General features: G+C 51.3%; 10 protein-coding genes and 1 other annotated feature. All 10 genes read left to right on the top strand.

All coding sequences use genetic code 11. From position 1 onward, the window contains the following. Window positions 1-43: 43 nt before the first annotated feature. Window positions 44-736 (top strand): 50S ribosomal protein L1, encoded by a 693-nt coding sequence (gene rplA / locus INF30_RS09475; protein ID WP_076779581.1) that lies wholly within the window; start codon window positions 44-46, stop codon window positions 734-736. 200 nt (window positions 737-936) lie between these two features. Beyond that, the gene (locus tag INF30_RS09470) at window positions 937-1416 is read left to right on the top strand and encodes a MarR family winged helix-turn-helix transcriptional regulator (RefSeq protein WP_076779579.1); all 480 of its coding nucleotides are present in this window, start codon (window positions 937-939) and stop codon (window positions 1414-1416) included. Next, on the top strand, window positions 1409-3142 hold the full coding sequence (locus tag INF30_RS09465; protein ID WP_226395011.1) for an ABC transporter ATP-binding protein: 1734 nt from the start codon (window positions 1409-1411) through the stop codon (window positions 3140-3142). Before INF30_RS09470 ends, INF30_RS09465 begins: the two co-directional genes overlap by 8 nt. Next, entirely contained in the window at window positions 3135-5024 is a 1890-nt protein-coding gene (locus INF30_RS09460) for an ABC transporter ATP-binding protein (RefSeq protein ID WP_226395010.1), read from the top strand. Before INF30_RS09465 ends, INF30_RS09460 begins: the two co-directional genes overlap by 8 nt. A gap of 91 nt (window positions 5025-5115) precedes the next feature. Next, window positions 5116-5259 (top strand) — a sequence feature (ribosomal protein L10 leader region). Window positions 5260-5313: 54 nt separating this feature from the next. Next, a complete protein-coding gene (gene rplJ / locus INF30_RS09455) occupies window positions 5314-5880 on the top strand; it encodes a 50S ribosomal protein L10 (protein WP_226395009.1) in 567 nt (188 codons plus the stop codon). 72 nt (window positions 5881-5952) lie between these two features. Beyond that, window positions 5953-6330, top strand: coding sequence for a 50S ribosomal protein L7/L12 (rplL, locus tag INF30_RS09450; protein WP_076779570.1), 378 nt, complete (start codon window positions 5953-5955; stop codon window positions 6328-6330). A gap of 362 nt (window positions 6331-6692) precedes the next feature. Beyond that, window positions 6693-10556 (top strand): DNA-directed RNA polymerase subunit beta, encoded by a 3864-nt coding sequence (gene rpoB, locus INF30_RS09445; protein WP_226395008.1) that lies wholly within the window; start codon window positions 6693-6695, stop codon window positions 10554-10556. A 14-nt stretch (window positions 10557-10570) separates the two neighbouring features. Continuing rightward, window positions 10571-14275 carry a DNA-directed RNA polymerase subunit beta' gene (gene rpoC, locus INF30_RS09440; protein ID WP_226395007.1) on the top strand — a complete coding sequence of 1235 codons (3705 nt, stop codon included), beginning with the start codon at window positions 10571-10573 and terminating at the stop codon, window positions 14273-14275. Between the two features lie 141 nt (window positions 14276-14416). Further along, complete coding sequence (locus INF30_RS09435; protein WP_226395006.1) at window positions 14417-15370, top strand: tyrosine-type recombinase/integrase; 954 nt, start codon at window positions 14417-14419, stop codon at window positions 15368-15370. Between the two features lie 69 nt (window positions 15371-15439). Continuing rightward, window positions 15440-16003, top strand: a complete 564-nt coding sequence (locus INF30_RS09430) for an HD domain-containing protein (RefSeq protein ID WP_076779560.1) — start codon at window positions 15440-15442, stop codon at window positions 16001-16003. The last annotated feature ends 58 nt before the right edge of the window (window positions 16004-16061 follow it).

Here is a 16061-nt window from a genome sequence, read left to right as displayed (position 1 = left end):
GGGAGGGTTATCCCGACATTACCACAAGGAGGTATTTTTTAAAATGAAAAGAGGAAAGAAATATACAGAAGCTGCAAAAGCTATCGAGAGAGGAACACTCTACGACAGAGATGAAGCAATTTCTTTAGTAAAGAAGACAGCAGTGGCAAAATTCGATGAGACCATCGAGGCTCACATCAGAACAGGCTGTGACGGACGTCATGCTGACCAGCAGATCCGCGGCGCCGTTGTACTGCCTCACGGAACTGGTAAGAAAGTCCGCATCCTTGTATTTGCAAAAGACGCAAAGGCTGAGGAGGCAAAGGCAGCAGGAGCTGACTATGTAGGAGGCGACGAGCTGATCCCGAAGATCCAGAACGAGAACTGGTTTGAGTTCGATGTTGTAGTTGCTACACCAGATATGATGGGTGTTGTTGGACGTCTCGGACGTGTACTTGGACCTAAAGGCCTGATGCCGAACCCGAAGGCCGGAACAGTAACAATGGACGTTACAAAGGCTATCCAGGACATCAAAGCTGGTAAGATCGAATACAGACTTGACAAGACAAACATTATCCATGTGCCGATCGGTAAGGCTTCCTTTACCGAGGAGCAGCTTGCAGACAACTTCCAGACGCTTATTGATGCAGTCAACAAAGCCAGACCGGCAGCTGTTAAGGGTCAGTTCTTAAAGAGCGTGACACTTACTTCTACAATGGGACCTGGCGTGAAGCTTAACCCGGTTAAGCTGGCTTAATCAGAAGCCCGAATTGACGCATATAGAAAGTCTGCCGCTTTTGAGGACACAGAGTTCTCGGGCGGCGGGCTTTTTTTTTTTGAGCAGGCTTTTTGAAAAGTATGTGTTGACAATACATCGTATTGGTATATAATATATTGTTAGTTCCCGAATTGTTAGCAACCGAACAACAAAAAAGGGGAACGGGAAAGGATGGAGTTATGGCGGAAGATGCAGGGAAGTGGATCAACCGTGTTTCCCATCAATTGAAGAGACAGATGTCCTGTACGGACCGGCAGGCGGACGATCTAACGAACATGCAGAAACACATTCTGCATTTTATTTTGCTTGAAACCATGCACAGGGATCTGTTCCAGAAGGATCTGGAGAAGGAGTTCAAGGTCCGCAGGTCCACGGCCACGGGAATCCTTCAACTTTTGGAGAAAAAAGGGTATCTCTACCGGGAGCCGGTGAAGGAGGATGCCAGGCTGAAGCGCATTGTGCCGACGGAAAAAGCGGCAAAGCTTCGGGGAGACCTGTTGAAAAACATCCGCAGGAGCGAAGCGCGCTTAAGAAGAGGGATTTCGGAGGAAGATATGGACGTGTTCATAGAAGTGCTCAAGCAGATATCCTCCAATCTGTCCTGCGGGGAAAAGCAAAAGGAAATAAGTATGGAAAGAAAGGGAGAGTCAGATGAATAGGAAACTACTGAAATCTGTGCGGGAGTACAAGAAGCAGGCGTTCCTGGCACCTGTACTGGTGACGCTGGAGGTGCTGCTGGAAGTACTGATCCCGCTTCTGATGGCCAATATCATTGACATCGGAATCATGGAAGGAAATATGGACTACATTATAAAGATGGGCATCGTCCTTGTCATCATGGCTATGCTGTCGCTTGCGTTTGGCGCAAAAGCGGGGCAGGTGGCTGCTGTCGCGGCTGCCGGCTATGCCAAGAACCTGCGGCATGACATCTTTTATAAGATCCAGGAATTTTCATTTGGAAATATTGATCATTTTTCAACACCCAGCCTTGTCACAAGGCTGACTACAGATATCACCAATGTGCAGATGGCATTTATGTTTAGTATCCGCATGCTGGCGAGAGCCCCCATCATGGTGGTGCTGTCCTGGATCATGACAGCCACTATCAGCCTGAAGATCGCATTTCTCATGCTGATTACGATCCCCGTCCTGGGAGGCGTTCTGATCTTTATCGCAAAGAAGGCGCACCCTCATTTCATCCAGGTGTTTGACGAGTACGATATACTGAACAACACAGTGCAGGAGAATGTAAATGCTGCCAGAGTGGTAAAGGCCTATGTGCGGGAGGAACACGAGAATGAGAAGTTCCACAAGATTTCCCTGAAAGTGTTTGATCTGTTCACAAAGGCTGAGAAGCTGGTGGCGTGGAACTCCCCTGTTATGAACTTTGTCATGTACACAGTGGTCCTCCTCATTGTTCTCATTGGAGGAGAGGACATTGTGCTTGGAAATATGATGACAGGTGAGCTTACAAGTATCATGGTATATGCCATGCAGATCCTCATGTCCCTGATGATGGTATCCTTTGTCTTTGTCATGATCATGATTGCTGAGGCTTCTTCTGACCGTATCAAAGAGGTGCTTGAGGAAGTGCCGGAGATGGTGGATAAAGAGGATGCCCTGACAGAGGTGGCGAACGGGGATATTGATTTTGAACATGTGGACTTCAGCTATGCAGGGGAGGACGGCAACCTGTCTCTGAAGGATGTGAACCTTCATATTAAGAGCGGACAGATCGTCGGTATCATCGGCGGCACCGGAAGCGCCAAGTCCACTCTGGTGCAGCTCATCCCAAGGCTCTACGATGTGACCAGAGGCTGTGTGAAGGTGGGCGGCCAGGATGTGCGGAAATACAATCTGGAAAAACTCCGGGATCAGGTGTCCATGGTGCTCCAGAAAAACGTGCTTTTCACGGGAAGTATTTACGAAAATATCCGCTGGGGAGATGAGAGCGCCAGCAATGAAGAGGTCAGGAGAGTGTGCCAGCTGGCCCAGGCTGACGGATTTATCAGTGAGTTCCCGGCGGGATACAACACCATGATCGTAGAGGGAGGAAACAATGTGTCCGGCGGACAGAAACAGAGACTTTGTATCGCCAGAGCCCTCTTGAAGAAACCGAAGATCCTGATCCTGGACGACTCCACCAGCGCGGTGGATACAAGGACAGACGCCCTGATCCGCAAGGCTTTCAGGGAGGAGATCCCGGATACCACAAAGATCATCATTGCCCAGAGGATCTCCTCTGTGGAGGACGCTGACATGATCATTGTCATGGACAATGGAAAGATTGATGGTATCGGAACATCTGAGGAACTTCTGAAGACCAATGCGATCTACCGGGAAGTATACGAATCACAGGTGAAAGGAGGAAATGACAATGAGTAAAAATGGAAAACCCAAAGTGACCAAAAACACGATCAAGACAGCAAAAAGACTCCTTGGCTATGTGACGAGCACATATAAGGCGCAGTTTGTGCTGGTGTTGCTGTGCATCCTGATCAGCTCCATTGCCAGCATCTCTGTCTCCTTATCCCTGCGCTATCTGCTGGATGATTTTATCATTCCCCTGATCGGGCATGAGGACCCGGATTTTTCTGAGCTGTACATGGCACTGACTGTGCTGGGCTGCATTTTTGCGATGGGCGTAGTGTCCACCTTCCTCTACACAAGGACCATGGTCATCATCGGACAGGGTGTGCTTAAAAGGGTCAGAGATGAGATGTTTGAACACATGCAGACCCTGCCGATCCGCTATTTTGACCAGAATACAAACGGCTCCATCATGAGTCTTTACACGAACGATACAGATACGCTGCGCCAGATGATCAACCAGTCCATCCCCCAGGTGCTCATGTCTGCGCTGATGATCGTGGTCACGTTCATTGCTATGCTTGTGCTGAGCCCCATCCTGACAGTGCTGGCCATTGTGGTGATCCTTCTGATGATCGCTGTGTCCAGGTTCATCGGAGGCAACAGTGGGAAATATTTCATCCGGCAGCAGTTGGACCTGGCCAATATCACGGGATTTGTAGAAGAGCGGATGAACGGCCAGAGAGTGGTGAAAGTCTTCAACCATGAAAAGAAATCAGAGGAAGAATTTGATGTGCTCAATGAAAAGCTCTTCGAGAGCGCTTCAAACGCCCATACATTTGCCAGCATCATGGGACCTGTCATCGGAAATATCGGGAATCTGCAGTTTGTACTGACAGCTGTGCTGGGTGGATTTCTCTCCATTATGGGCATTGGAAATATCACGCTGGGCGTTATGGCCTCCTACCTGCAGTTTACAAAGAGCTTTACGCAGCCCTTCATGCAGGTGGCGCAGCAGTTCAACTCCATCATCATGGCTCTTGCAGGTGCAGAGCGCATCTTTAAGATGATGGATGAGGCCCCGGAGGTGGACGAAGGGTATGTGACTCTTGTCAATGCAAGAAAGAAAGAGGATGGCACCATCGAGGAGTGCAAAGAGCGCACCGGCATGTGGGCCTGGAAACATCCTCACCAGGCAGAGGGCACTGTCACATATACGGAGCTGAAAGGCGATGTGCGGTTCTTTGACATGTCTTTTGGATATGAACCGGACCACATGGTGCTCCATGACCTGACACTCTATGCGAAGCCGGGGCAGAAGCTGGCCTTCGTGGGATCGACAGGTGCGGGAAAGACCACCATTACCAACCTGATCAACCGGTTCTACGACGTGCAGGATGGAAAGATCCGCTACGACGGCATCAATATTAACAAGATCAAAAAGGCAGACCTGCGCCGCTCTCTGGGGATCGTGCTTCAGGACACCCATCTGTTCACGGGAACTATCATGGACAATATCCGTTACGGAAAGCTGGATGCCACGGACGAGGAAGTGTACAATGCGGCAAAACTGGCCCATGCGGATCAGTTTATCCAGATGCTCCCCCAGGGCTATAACACTATGCTCACCAGCGACGGGGAGGAACTCTCTCAGGGGCAGCGCCAGCTCCTGGCTATTGCCAGAGCTGCTGTGGCAGATCCGCCGGTGCTGATCCTGGATGAGGCTACATCCAGCATTGACACCCGCACGGAGAGCATTGTGCAGAAGGGTATGGATAACCTGATGAAAGGGCGCACGGTATTTGTCATTGCCCACAGGCTCTCCACGATCCGGAACAGCGACGCCATCATGGTGCTGGAGCACGGCCGGATCATTGAGAGAGGAACTCACGAGGATCTGCTGGCTCTGAGGGGAACCTACTATCAGCTGTACACAGGAAAGCTGGAGCTGTCATAGAGACTACGGAGCAGAGAGCAGAGAGATAAAACATGCCGGAATGATCCGGCAGAATGAAAAAAAGATATTGACAAAAAACGAGAAACGTGCTAAATTACAATGGTAACTGCCGAAGACAGCAGGTGCTGAAAAGCGTAAGTATGAAAACGCCTGCCGAGGAAGAATAGATTTAGTACGTGTGTATGAATTTCTAACCCTCTGTGTCTTTGGATGCGGAGGGTATTTTTATTCAGCCATAAATCTGTCGGCGGTGCAAGAACCAAAAATCTAACAAGGAGGTGCACCATTCGTGGCAAAAGTTGAGTTAAAACAGCCTATCGTTCAGGCAATTGTTGATGACATCACAGGCGCTGAGTCAGTCGTTCTGGTTGACTACCGCGGATTAACTGTTGCACAGGACACAGAGCTCCGTAAACAGTTAAGAGAAGCAGGGATCATCTACAAAGTCTGCAAGAACACAATGATGAAGAGAGCTTTTGAGGGAACAGAGTTTGCAGCTCTGGAAGAGCATCTGGAAGGCCCAAGCGCAATCGCTATCTCTAAAGATGACGCGACAGCTCCGGCAAGAATCCTGTGCAAGTTCGCTAAAGATGCGAAGGCTCTTGAGTTAAAAGGCGGTGTTGTTGAGGGCACTGTATATGACGTAGCCGGGCTGACTGAGCTGGCTAAGATCCCGTCAAGAGAAGAACTTCTCTCCAGACTGCTTGGAAGCATGCAGTCACCTATTACAAACTTTGCTCGTGTTATCAAGCAGATCGCAGAGCAGGGTGGAGAGGCCGCTCCCGCAGAGGAGAGCGCAGAGGCTGCAGCTGAGGAAGCTCCCGCAGCAGAGGCGGCTGAGACACCGGCTGAGTAGACAGCAGACCGGAACATAAAAATAGTAAAGACTATAAAAGTAATGAAAAGAAATTAAATGGAGGACAATGAAATGGCTAAGTTAACAACAGCTGAAATGATCGAAGCGATCAAAGAGTTATCAGTATTAGAATTAAACGAGTTAGTTAAAGCATGCGAAGAAGAGTTCGGCGTATCTGCAGCAGCAGGCGTTGTAGTTGCAGCAGCAGGCGGAGACGGAGCTGCAGCAGCTGAGGAGAAAGATGAGTTTGATGTAGAGCTTGTAGCAGCAGGCGCATCCAAAGTTAAGGTTATCAAAGTTGTTCGTGAGCTCACAGGTCTTGGCCTGAAAGAGGCTAAAGAGCTTGTTGACGGCGCACCGAAGGTTATCAAAGAGGGCGTTTCCAAGGCAGAGGCTGAGGAGATCAAAGCTAAACTTGAGGGCGAAGGTGCAGAGGTTAACCTTAAATAATTTGTTTGTTCACAGTGTAAATCTGAACATGATAAATTGTGCGTAAAAAATAAAGGCCGCTTGCGGGTTCTGTGACAGGAATTCCGCGAGCGGCCTTTTTTTTGCCCTGTGGGACACAATTACACGGGTATGGATGTACAACGGGACACCAGTTGACTTAATTCCGGACGTAACCCTTTTCAAAAGGGTTACGTCCGGAATTAAAAAATCCTTGACAAGGTTCTGACGCTTGTTGTATTATATAGGGTGCATCATTATGAAAAACTGTGTCATGAATCATGGCACAATGTGCGAGAGTGTAATAAAAACGGGGGTTTGCTCGGTTAAACCTCACAAAAAATAAACGAGGAGTGAAACGTCATATGGAGAAAAACAGAATTCGTCCTATTAAAAGTGGAAAAAATTCACGCATGAGTTATTCCAGACAGAAAGAAGTGCTTCAGATGCCCAATCTGATAGAAGTCCAGAAAGACTCCTACCAGTGGTTCCTTGACGAGGGGTTAAAGGAGGTATTTGATGACATTTCTCCGATCACAGACTACAGTGGTCATCTCAGTCTGGAGTTTGTGGATTTCACCTTGTGCGAGAAAGACGTAAAGTACTCGATCGAGGAGTGCAAGGAGCGGGACGCCACCTATGCTGCTCCGCTGAAGGTGCGCGTAAGACTTCATAATAAGGAGACAGACGAGATCAATGAACATGAGATATTCATGGGTGACCTGCCGCTGATGACAGCGACAGGAACTTTTGTGATCAATGGTGCAGAGCGAGTTATCGTAAGTCAGCTCGTGCGTTCGCCTGGTATCTACTACGGCATTGCGCATGACAAGCTGGGCAAAAGGCTGTTTTCCTCCACTGTCATTCCAAACCGGGGAGCATGGCTGGAATATGAGACAGATTCAAATGACGTTTTCTATGTGCGTGTAGACAGAACAAGGAAGGTGCCGATCACTGTGCTGATCCGCGCCCTCGGTATCGGAACGAATCCTGAGATCATCGAGCTGTTCGGCGAGGAGCCCAAGATCCTGGCCAGCTTTGAGAAGGATGCTGCAACCAACTACCAGGAAGGTCTTCTGGAACTGTACAAGAAGATCCGTCCGGGCGAGCCGCTTGCAGTGGACAGCGCAGAGAGCCTGATCACAAGCATGTTCTTTGACCCGAGACGCTACGACCTTGCCAAAGTCGGACGCTATAAATTCAACAAGAAGCTGATGCTCAGAAACCGCATCGCAGGCCATGTGCTGGCTGAGGATGCAGTGAGTCCCATCACAGGTGAAGTGATCGCTGAGGCGGGCACAAAGCTGACAAGAGAGATGGCGGATGCGATCCAGAACGCAGCCATTCCTTATGTGTGGATCGACAAGCCGGAGGAGGAGCGGAAAGTAAAAGTCCTCTCCAACATGATGGTGGACCTTCGATCCATCGTGGACATTGATCCCCAGGAAGTGGGCGTCACAGAGCTGGTATACTACCCTGTCCTGGCAGGACTTCTGGAGGAGACCGCCGGGGATATCGAGGAGCTGGGGAGCGCCATCAAGAGGGATATCCACGACCTGATCCCGAAGCATATTACAAAGGAAGACATCCTTGCTTCCATTAACTATAACATCCATCTTGAGTATGGACTTGGAAATGACGACGACATCGACCACCTGGGCAACCGCCGTATTCGTGCTGTGGGCGAGCTTCTGCAGAACCAGTACAGAATCGGTCTGTCCCGTCTGGAGAGAGTCGTCCGCGAGAGAATGACGACACAGGATCTGGAGGGTATCTCTCCCCAGTCCCTGATTAATATCAAACCGGTGACCGCTGCGGTGAAAGAGTTCTTTGGATCTTCCCAGCTGTCCCAGTTTATGGACCAGAACAACCCGCTGGGTGAGCTGACTCACAAGAGACGTCTGTCCGCCCTCGGACCGGGAGGTCTTTCCAGAGACCGTGCAGGTTTCGAGGTCCGCGACGTACATTACTCCCACTACGGAAGAATGTGTCCCATCGAGACCCCTGAGGGTCCCAACATTGGTCTGATCAACTCCCTTGCCACATACGCAAGGATCAACCAGTACGGATTCGTGGAGGCTCCGTACCGCAAGATCGATAAGTCCGATCCGAAAAACCCGAGAGTTACGGATGAAGTTGTCTACATGACAGCGGACGAAGAAGATAATTACCATGTAGCACAGGCGAATGAGCCCCTGGATGCAGAGGGACATTTCGTGCACAAGAATGTATCCGGTCGTTACCGCGAGGAGACACAGGAGTACGAGCGCACCATGTTCGACTACATGGACGTGTCTCCTAAGATGGTATTCTCCGTGGCGACAGCCCTGATCCCCTTCCTGGAGAACGACGATGCCAACCGTGCGCTGATGGGATCCAACATGCAGCGTCAGGCCGTTCCGCTTCTTATGACAGAGGCTCCGGTGGTTGGTACGGGTATGGAAGAAAAAGCTGCCGTTGACTCAGGCGTGTGCGTGCTGGCAGAAGAGGGCGGTATCGTGGAGAGATCCACATCCAATGAGATTACCATTCGCCAGGATGACAACACACTGAAAAAATACAAGCTGACTAAATTCCAGCGAAGCAACCAGAGCAACTGCTACAACCAGAGACCCATTGTCTTCAAAGGCGACAGAGTGGAGAAGGGCGAGGTCATTGCAGACGGACCTTCCACATCCAACGGCGAGATGGCTCTTGGAAAGAACCCTCTGATCGGATTCATGACATGGGAAGGATACAACTACGAGGATGCTGTCCTCTTAAGTGAGAGACTGGTACAGGACGACGTTTACACATCCATTCATATAGAAGAGTACGAGGCTGAGGCCCGCGATACCAAGTTAGGACCTGAGGAGATCACAAGAGACATCCCGGGCGTGGGCGATGATGCCCTGAAGAACCTGGATGAGAGAGGAATCATCCGCATTGGTGCGGAGGTCCGCGCAGGCGATATCCTGGTAGGTAAGGTGACTCCCAAGGGAGAGACCGAGCTGACAGCAGAGGAGAGACTTCTTCGCGCCATCTTTGGTGAGAAGGCCAGAGAAGTAAGAGATACCTCCCTGAAAGTACCTCACGGCGAGTACGGTATCGTAGTGGACGCCAAAGTGTTCACAAGAGAGAATGGCGACGAGCTGTCACCTGGCGTAAACCAGGCAGTCCGCATCTACATCGCTCAGAAGAGAAAGATCTCCGTGGGTGACAAGATGGCCGGACGTCACGGAAACAAGGGTGTCGTTTCCCGCGTGCTTCCTGTGGAAGATATGCCGTTCCTGCCAAACGGACGTCCTCTGGACATCGTGCTGAACCCTCTGGGCGTGCCTTCCCGTATGAACATCGGACAGGTGCTTGAGATCCATCTGTCACTGGCTGCCAAGGCGCTTGGCTTTAACATTGCCACACCGGTCTTTGACGGTGCGGACGAGAACGACATCATGGACACACTTGACCTGGCAAACGACTACGTGAACTTAAGCTGGGAAGAGTTTGAGGCTAAACATAAAGAAGAACTGCTGCCGGAGGTGCTCCAGTACCTGTCCGACAACAGAGATCACAGAGAACTGTGGAAGGGCGTGCCGATTTCCAGAGACGGAAAAGTGCGCCTGCGCGATGGACGTACCGGAGAATTCTTTGACAGCCCGGTTACCATCGGACACATGCATTACCTGAAACTGCACCACCTGGTAGACGACAAGATCCACGCCCGCTCTACCGGTCCTTACTCACTGGTAACCCAGCAGCCTCTGGGAGGAAAAGCCCAGTTCGGCGGCCAGCGTTTCGGAGAGATGGAAGTGTGGGCTCTGGAGGCCTACGGTGCATCCTACACTCTGCAGGAGATCCTGACAGTGAAATCCGACGATGTGGTGGGACGTGTGAAGACATACGAAGCCATTATCAAAGGGGAGAATATTCCGGAGCCAGGTATTCCGGAGGCCTTCAAGGTACTGCTCAAAGAGCTGCAGTCACTGGCCCTCGATGTGCGCGTACTCCGCGACAACGAAGAGGTGGAGATCCTGGAGTCTGTCGATATGGGCGAGACCGATTTCCGCTCACTGATGAACGAAGACCGGAAGTACCGGGGTGATGACGAGAATCTGGGAGACCACGGCTACACAGCTCAGGAATTCCAGGGCGAGGAGCTTGTGGATGTGGAAGAGTCTGAGAGCGACGAGAGCTATGAAGACGACGATCTGGGTATAGAGTTTAACGAAATATCAGACGATGAATTTTAGGAAGGGGTGCCAGTATGCCGGAAACAAAAAAGGAACAAACCTATCAGACAATGACCTTTGACGCCATCAAGATCGGGTTGGCGTCACCGGAAAAAATACTTGAGTGGTCCAGGGGCGAGGTAACAAAGCCCGAGACCATCAACTACAGGACGCTGAAACCGGAAAAGGACGGCCTGTTCTGTGAGCGCATCTTCGGACCCAGCAAGGACTGGGAGTGTCATTGTGGTAAATATAAAAAGATCCGTTACAAAGGCGTTGTCTGCGACCGCTGCGGCGTCGAAGTGACAAAATCCAGCGTGCGCCGCGAGCGTATGGGCCATATCGCCCTGGCCGCCCCGGTGTCACATATCTGGTACTTCAAGGGAATTCCCAGCCGTATGGGACTGATCCTGGATCTGTCCCCCAGAACGCTGGAGAAAGTGCTCTACTTTGCCTCCTACATTGTGCTGGACAAAGGAGAGACAGACCTGATGTACAAACAGGTGCTCTCCGAGCAGGAGTACCAGGAAGCAAGAGAAAAATGGGGCAGCGCATTCCGCGTGGGAATGGGCGCAGAGGCTGTCAAGGAGCTTCTTGAGACCATTGATCTTGACAAGGAGTACGAGGAGCTGACTGCAGGCCTGGAAGGGGCCAGCGGCCAGAAGAGGGCAAGGATCGTGAAGCGCCTGGAAGTTGTGGAAGCCTTCCGGGAGTCCGGCAACAAGCCGGAGTGGATGATCCTGACAGCCATCCCGGTCATCCCGCCGGATCTTCGTCCTATGGTACAGCTGGACGGTGGACGTTTCGCCACCAGCGACCTGAACGACCTTTACAGAAGGATCATCAACAGAAACAACCGTTTGAAACGCCTGCTTGAGCTGGGCGCGCCGGACATTATCGTAAGAAATGAAAAGAGAATGCTGCAGGAGGCGGTAGACGCCCTCATCGACAACGGAAGAAGAGGACGTCCGGTCACAGGACCCGGAAACCGTGCCCTCAAGTCTCTGTCCGATATGATGAAAGGAAAATCCGGACGTTTCCGTCAGAACCTACTGGGAAAACGTGTTGACTACTCCGGACGTTCCGTTATTGTCGTGGGACCGGAGCTGAAGATCTATCAGTGCGGTCTCCCGAAAGAGATGGCTATCGAGCTGTTCAAGCCTTTCGTTATGAAAGAGCTGGTACAGAACGGAACAGCCCACAACATCAAAAACGCCAAGAAAATGGTGGAGAGACTGCAGCCGGAAGTCTGGGATGTGCTGGAAGACGTTATCAAGGAGCACCCGGTTATGCTGAACCGTGCCCCTACGCTGCACAGACTGGGTATCCAGGCATTTGAGCCTATCCTTGTAGAGGGTAAAGCCATCAAGCTTCATCCCCTTGTATGTACCGCCTACAACGCGGACTTTGACGGAGACCAGATGGCTGTCCATCTGCCGCTGTCTGTGGAGGCTCAGGCAGAGTGCCGCTTCCTTCTGCTCTCACCGAACAACCTGCTGAAACCGTCAGACGGTGGACCGGTGGCCGTTCCTTCACAGGATATGGTCCTTGGTATCTACTATCTGACACAGGAGAGACCGGGAGCCTTAGGAGAAGGTAAATTCTTCAAGAGCGTAAACGAGGCGATCCTGGCCTACGAGAACCAGGCTATCACACTTCACTCCAAGATCCAGGTGCGTGTGTCCAAGACCATGCCGGACGGAAGTGTGAAGACAGGAACCATCTCCTCCACACTTGGAAGGATGCTCTTCAATGAGATCATCCCCCAGGATCTTGGATTTGTAGACCGTGAGATCGAGGGAAATGAGCTTCTCCCGGAGATTGACTTCCACGTAGGAAAGAAACAGTTAAAGCAGATCCTTGAGAAAGTTATCAATACCCATGGCGCTACAGCTACGGCGGAAGTGCTGGACAATGTAAAAGCCATCGGTTACAAATATTCCACAAGAGCGGCCATGACCGTATCTATCTCAGATATGACCGTGCCGCCGCAGAAACCGGAAATGATCGCTCAGGCCCAGGAGACAGTGGACAGGATCACAAAGAACTTCAAGCGTGGTCTTATCACAGAGGAAGAGCGTTACAAAGAAGTCGTAGAGACATGGAAGGCAACCGACGATGCCCTGACAGAGGCGCTGCTTTCCGGTCTGGATAAATACAACAACATCTTTATGATGGCGGACTCCGGAGCCCGTGGTTCTGACAAGCAGATCAAACAGCTTGCCGGTATGCGTGGTCTGATGGCAGATACGACAGGACGTACGATCGAGCTGCCTATCAAGTCCAACTTCCGTGAAGGTCTGGACGTACTGGAGTACTTCATGTCCGCCCATGGAGCGCGTAAAGGTCTGTCCGATACGGCTCTTCGTACAGCCGACTCCGGTTACCTGACAAGACGTCTGGTAGACGTTTCCCAGGAGCTCATCATCCGTGAAGTGGACTGCCGCCGGGAAGGCGATGAGATCCCGGGCATGTACGTGCAGGCGTTCATGGAGGGCAACGAGGAGATCGAGAGCCTGCAGGAGCGTATCACAGGACGCTACCTGTGCGAGAGCATCAAAGACAAAGACGGCAATGTCCTTGTAAAGGCAAACCACATGGTGACACCGAAGAGGGCAGAGCTGATCATGAAGAAAGGTGTGGATGAGAACGGCGAGACACCTAAGAAGATCAAGATCCGTACCATCCTTACCTGCCGCTGCCACAACGGTGTGTGTGCAAAATGCTACGGCGCCAACATGGCCACCGGCGAGCCTGTACAGGTGGGCGAGGCTGTCGGTATTATCGCTGCTCAGTCCATCGGCGAGCCGGGTACACAGCTTACCATGCGTACCTTCCATACCGGAGGCGTGGCCGGTGACGATATCACACAGGGTCTTCCCCGTGTGGAGGAGCTTTTCGAGGCGAGAAAACCGAAGGGTCTTGCCATCATCACCGAGTTTGCAGGAAAAGCTGTCATCAACGACACAAAGAAGAAGAGAGAAGTCATCGTTACCAACGACGAGACAGGCGAGTCCAAGGCATACCTTATTCCTTACGGATCCAGGATCAAGATTCAGGACGGACAGATGCTGGAGGCCGGCGACGAGCTTACAGAAGGTAGCGTGAATCCGCATGATATCCTGAAGATCAAGGGACTGCGCGCTGTACAGGATTACATGATCCAGGAAGTACAGAGAGTATACCGTCTGCAGGGTGTTGATATCAATGACAAGCACATCGAGGTCATCGTGCGCCAGATGCTGAAGAAGATCCGCGTGGAAGAGAGCGGAGACACAGGTTATCTGCCGGGCACAATGGTAGATGCGCTGGAGTTCGAAGACAAGAACAAAGAACTTATGGCAGAAGGAAAAGAGCCTGCAACAGGCGAGCAGATCATGCTGGGTATCACCAAAGCATCTCTTGCAACCAACTCCTTCCTGTCGGCTGCCTCCTTCCAGGAGACAACCAAGGTGCTGACAGAGGCTGCCATCAAGGGCAAGATCGACCCGCTTGTAGGTCTGAAAGAAAACGTCATCATCGGTAAACACATTCCGGCTGGTACAGGTATGAGAAAGTACCGCGATGTAAAGCTCAGCACAGAGCTGGCCATCGAGGAAGAGGATGATGAGATCCTGACAGACGACATGGCTTCCGCCGGAGAGATCCCGGAGAGCCAGCCGGCGCAGGAGACAGATCTTTTAGAGCAGGAGCCGGAACTGGAGACAGAGGCCGCTTCTGAGGAGATCATCCTGGAGTAAGAGGGTATCCATCTTTCTGACAAAAAAACAGACAAAAACAGCTGTGCACCGACAGAGAAAGGATCTGCCGGTGCACAGTTTTTTGTATTCCTTTTTATACTGGTAGTACAACACGAAACAGAGGATGAAAGGAGTCAGAAAATGGAAAAAGAAATCTACTACAATGAGCTGCTGGAAAGATGGTTTGAGGCGCAGGGGACACAGCTGGCTGCGTCCTCCTATGCAAAGTACTACCAGCTTTACACCAATCACATCCGCCCTTTTTTTCTGGGAGTGAAAGTTTCCGACCTGTCAGAAGAGCTTCTGGAGCAGTTCAGGGGAGAGCTGGAGAGCAGAAAAGCCTGCCGCTGCGGAAGGGCGCTGTCCGGAAGTACGGTAAAATGCGTCATCATGCTGGTGAACCGGGGACTGTCCGAGGCGCAGAGGGAGCAGTTCCTGGACCACGCGATGCGGATATCAGCGAAGTGTCAGAGAAGCCGGACCGAGATCCAGGTCTTCTCAGAGGCAGAACAGAGAAGATTGGAGGCTTATTTAAGCAGCCACTCGGACATCAGCAGGGCCTGCATCTACCTGTGTCTGTATACGGGCCTTCGGATTGGAGAGCTGTGCAGCCTTACCTGGCAGGACATTAATATGGAAGAGGGGTATATCCGTGTGGAGCGGACCCTGCAGAGGCTTAAGAGCCGGCAGCCGGAGAGCAAGAGGACTGTCCTTGTCATGGGAAAGCCAAAGAGCAGCTCTTCGGACCGGGTCATTCCCTTTCCGGATTTTATGCGGGAGAAGCTGGAAGGATTCCGCCAGACGGGAAAAGAGAAGGGGTACATTCTCTCCGGCTCCGAGGTAGATCCTCTGGATCCCAGAACGCTCCAGTACCGGTATAAAAAGTACCTGGAGGAGGCGGAAGTGCCATACAGGAAGTTCCACACCTTGCGGCACACCTTTGCCAGCCGCTGCCTCATGGCAGGTATTGACGCGAAGACTCTCAGCGAACTTCTGGGGCACGCGGACATCCGGACTACGCTGAATATTTACTGTCACACAACCCTCCAGTACAAAAAGGAGCAGGTCAACCGGCTGCAGCCATTTTTTTCGTGAAACAGGTTATCATTTCAGGAAAAATATGTTAAGATATAGGGCGGATGAAAAAGACAGGAGGAACAGGATATGAACAGAGAACAGGCGCATGAAATACTGATGAAATACATGCAGGGCGAAAACTACATCACCCACTCCTATGCGGTGGAGGCTATTATGAAGGGACTGGCAAAACGACTGGCTCCGGATGAAGTGGAGTACTGGGGTATCGTAGGACTTCTCCATGACCTTGACGAGGAGCAGTGTGACTGGGCCCACGACATGAGTGTACACGGCCCCACATCGGTTGAGATCCTGAAGAAAGAGGGGATCGAAGATCCGGTGCTGTTCGACGCCATAAAGGCACACAACCCGAAGTGCGGCATGAAGGCAAAGACAAACCTCCAGTACGCTGTGCTTGCGGCAGACCCCATGAGCGGTTTCATCAAAGCTGTAGCGCAGATTTATCCGGACAAAAAGATTGCCAGCGTAAAGCATAAATCTGTCATCAAGAGGTTCAACGAATCACGCTTTGCCAAGGGGGCAAACCGGGATTACATGGAGATGATCGAATTCACAGGTCTCTCTCTTGATGATCTGATCGACATTGCCCTGGAAGAAATGGGCGCTATTGCTGATGTGCTGGGCCTGTAAACACGGTAAAACTGGCTATTTTTGCTAAAAATAAGTGAATTCTTCAAAATTAGAGAAT

It is taken from the genome of Claveliimonas monacensis (assembly GCF_014982975.1).
Taxonomy (GTDB): domain Bacteria; phylum Bacillota; class Clostridia; order Lachnospirales; family Lachnospiraceae; genus Claveliimonas; species Claveliimonas monacensis.
This window is presented reverse-complemented; position numbering and strand designations above follow the sequence as displayed.

Bases quoted from the DNA above. Each gene is read 5' to 3' on its own strand.
- rpoB (WP_226395008.1), top strand. From the start codon at position 6,693: ATGGAGAAAAACAGAATTCGTCCTATTAAAAGTGGAAAAAATTCACGC.
- rpoC (WP_226395007.1), top strand. From the start codon at position 10,571: ATGCCGGAAACAAAAAAGGAACAAACCTATCAGACAATGACCTTTGAC.
- INF30_RS09470 (WP_076779579.1), top strand. From the start codon at position 937: ATGGCGGAAGATGCAGGGAAGTGGATCAACCGTGTTTCCCATCAATTG.
- INF30_RS09460 (WP_226395010.1), top strand. From the start codon at position 3,135: ATGAGTAAAAATGGAAAACCCAAAGTGACCAAAAACACGATCAAGACA.
- rplA (WP_076779581.1), top strand. From the start codon at position 44: ATGAAAAGAGGAAAGAAATATACAGAAGCTGCAAAAGCTATCGAGAGA.
- INF30_RS09465 (WP_226395011.1), top strand. From the start codon at position 1,409: ATGAATAGGAAACTACTGAAATCTGTGCGGGAGTACAAGAAGCAGGCG.
- rplL (WP_076779570.1), top strand. From the start codon at position 5,953: ATGGCTAAGTTAACAACAGCTGAAATGATCGAAGCGATCAAAGAGTTA.
- INF30_RS09435 (WP_226395006.1), top strand. From the start codon at position 14,417: ATGGAAAAAGAAATCTACTACAATGAGCTGCTGGAAAGATGGTTTGAG.
- INF30_RS09430 (WP_076779560.1), top strand. From the start codon at position 15,440: ATGAACAGAGAACAGGCGCATGAAATACTGATGAAATACATGCAGGGC.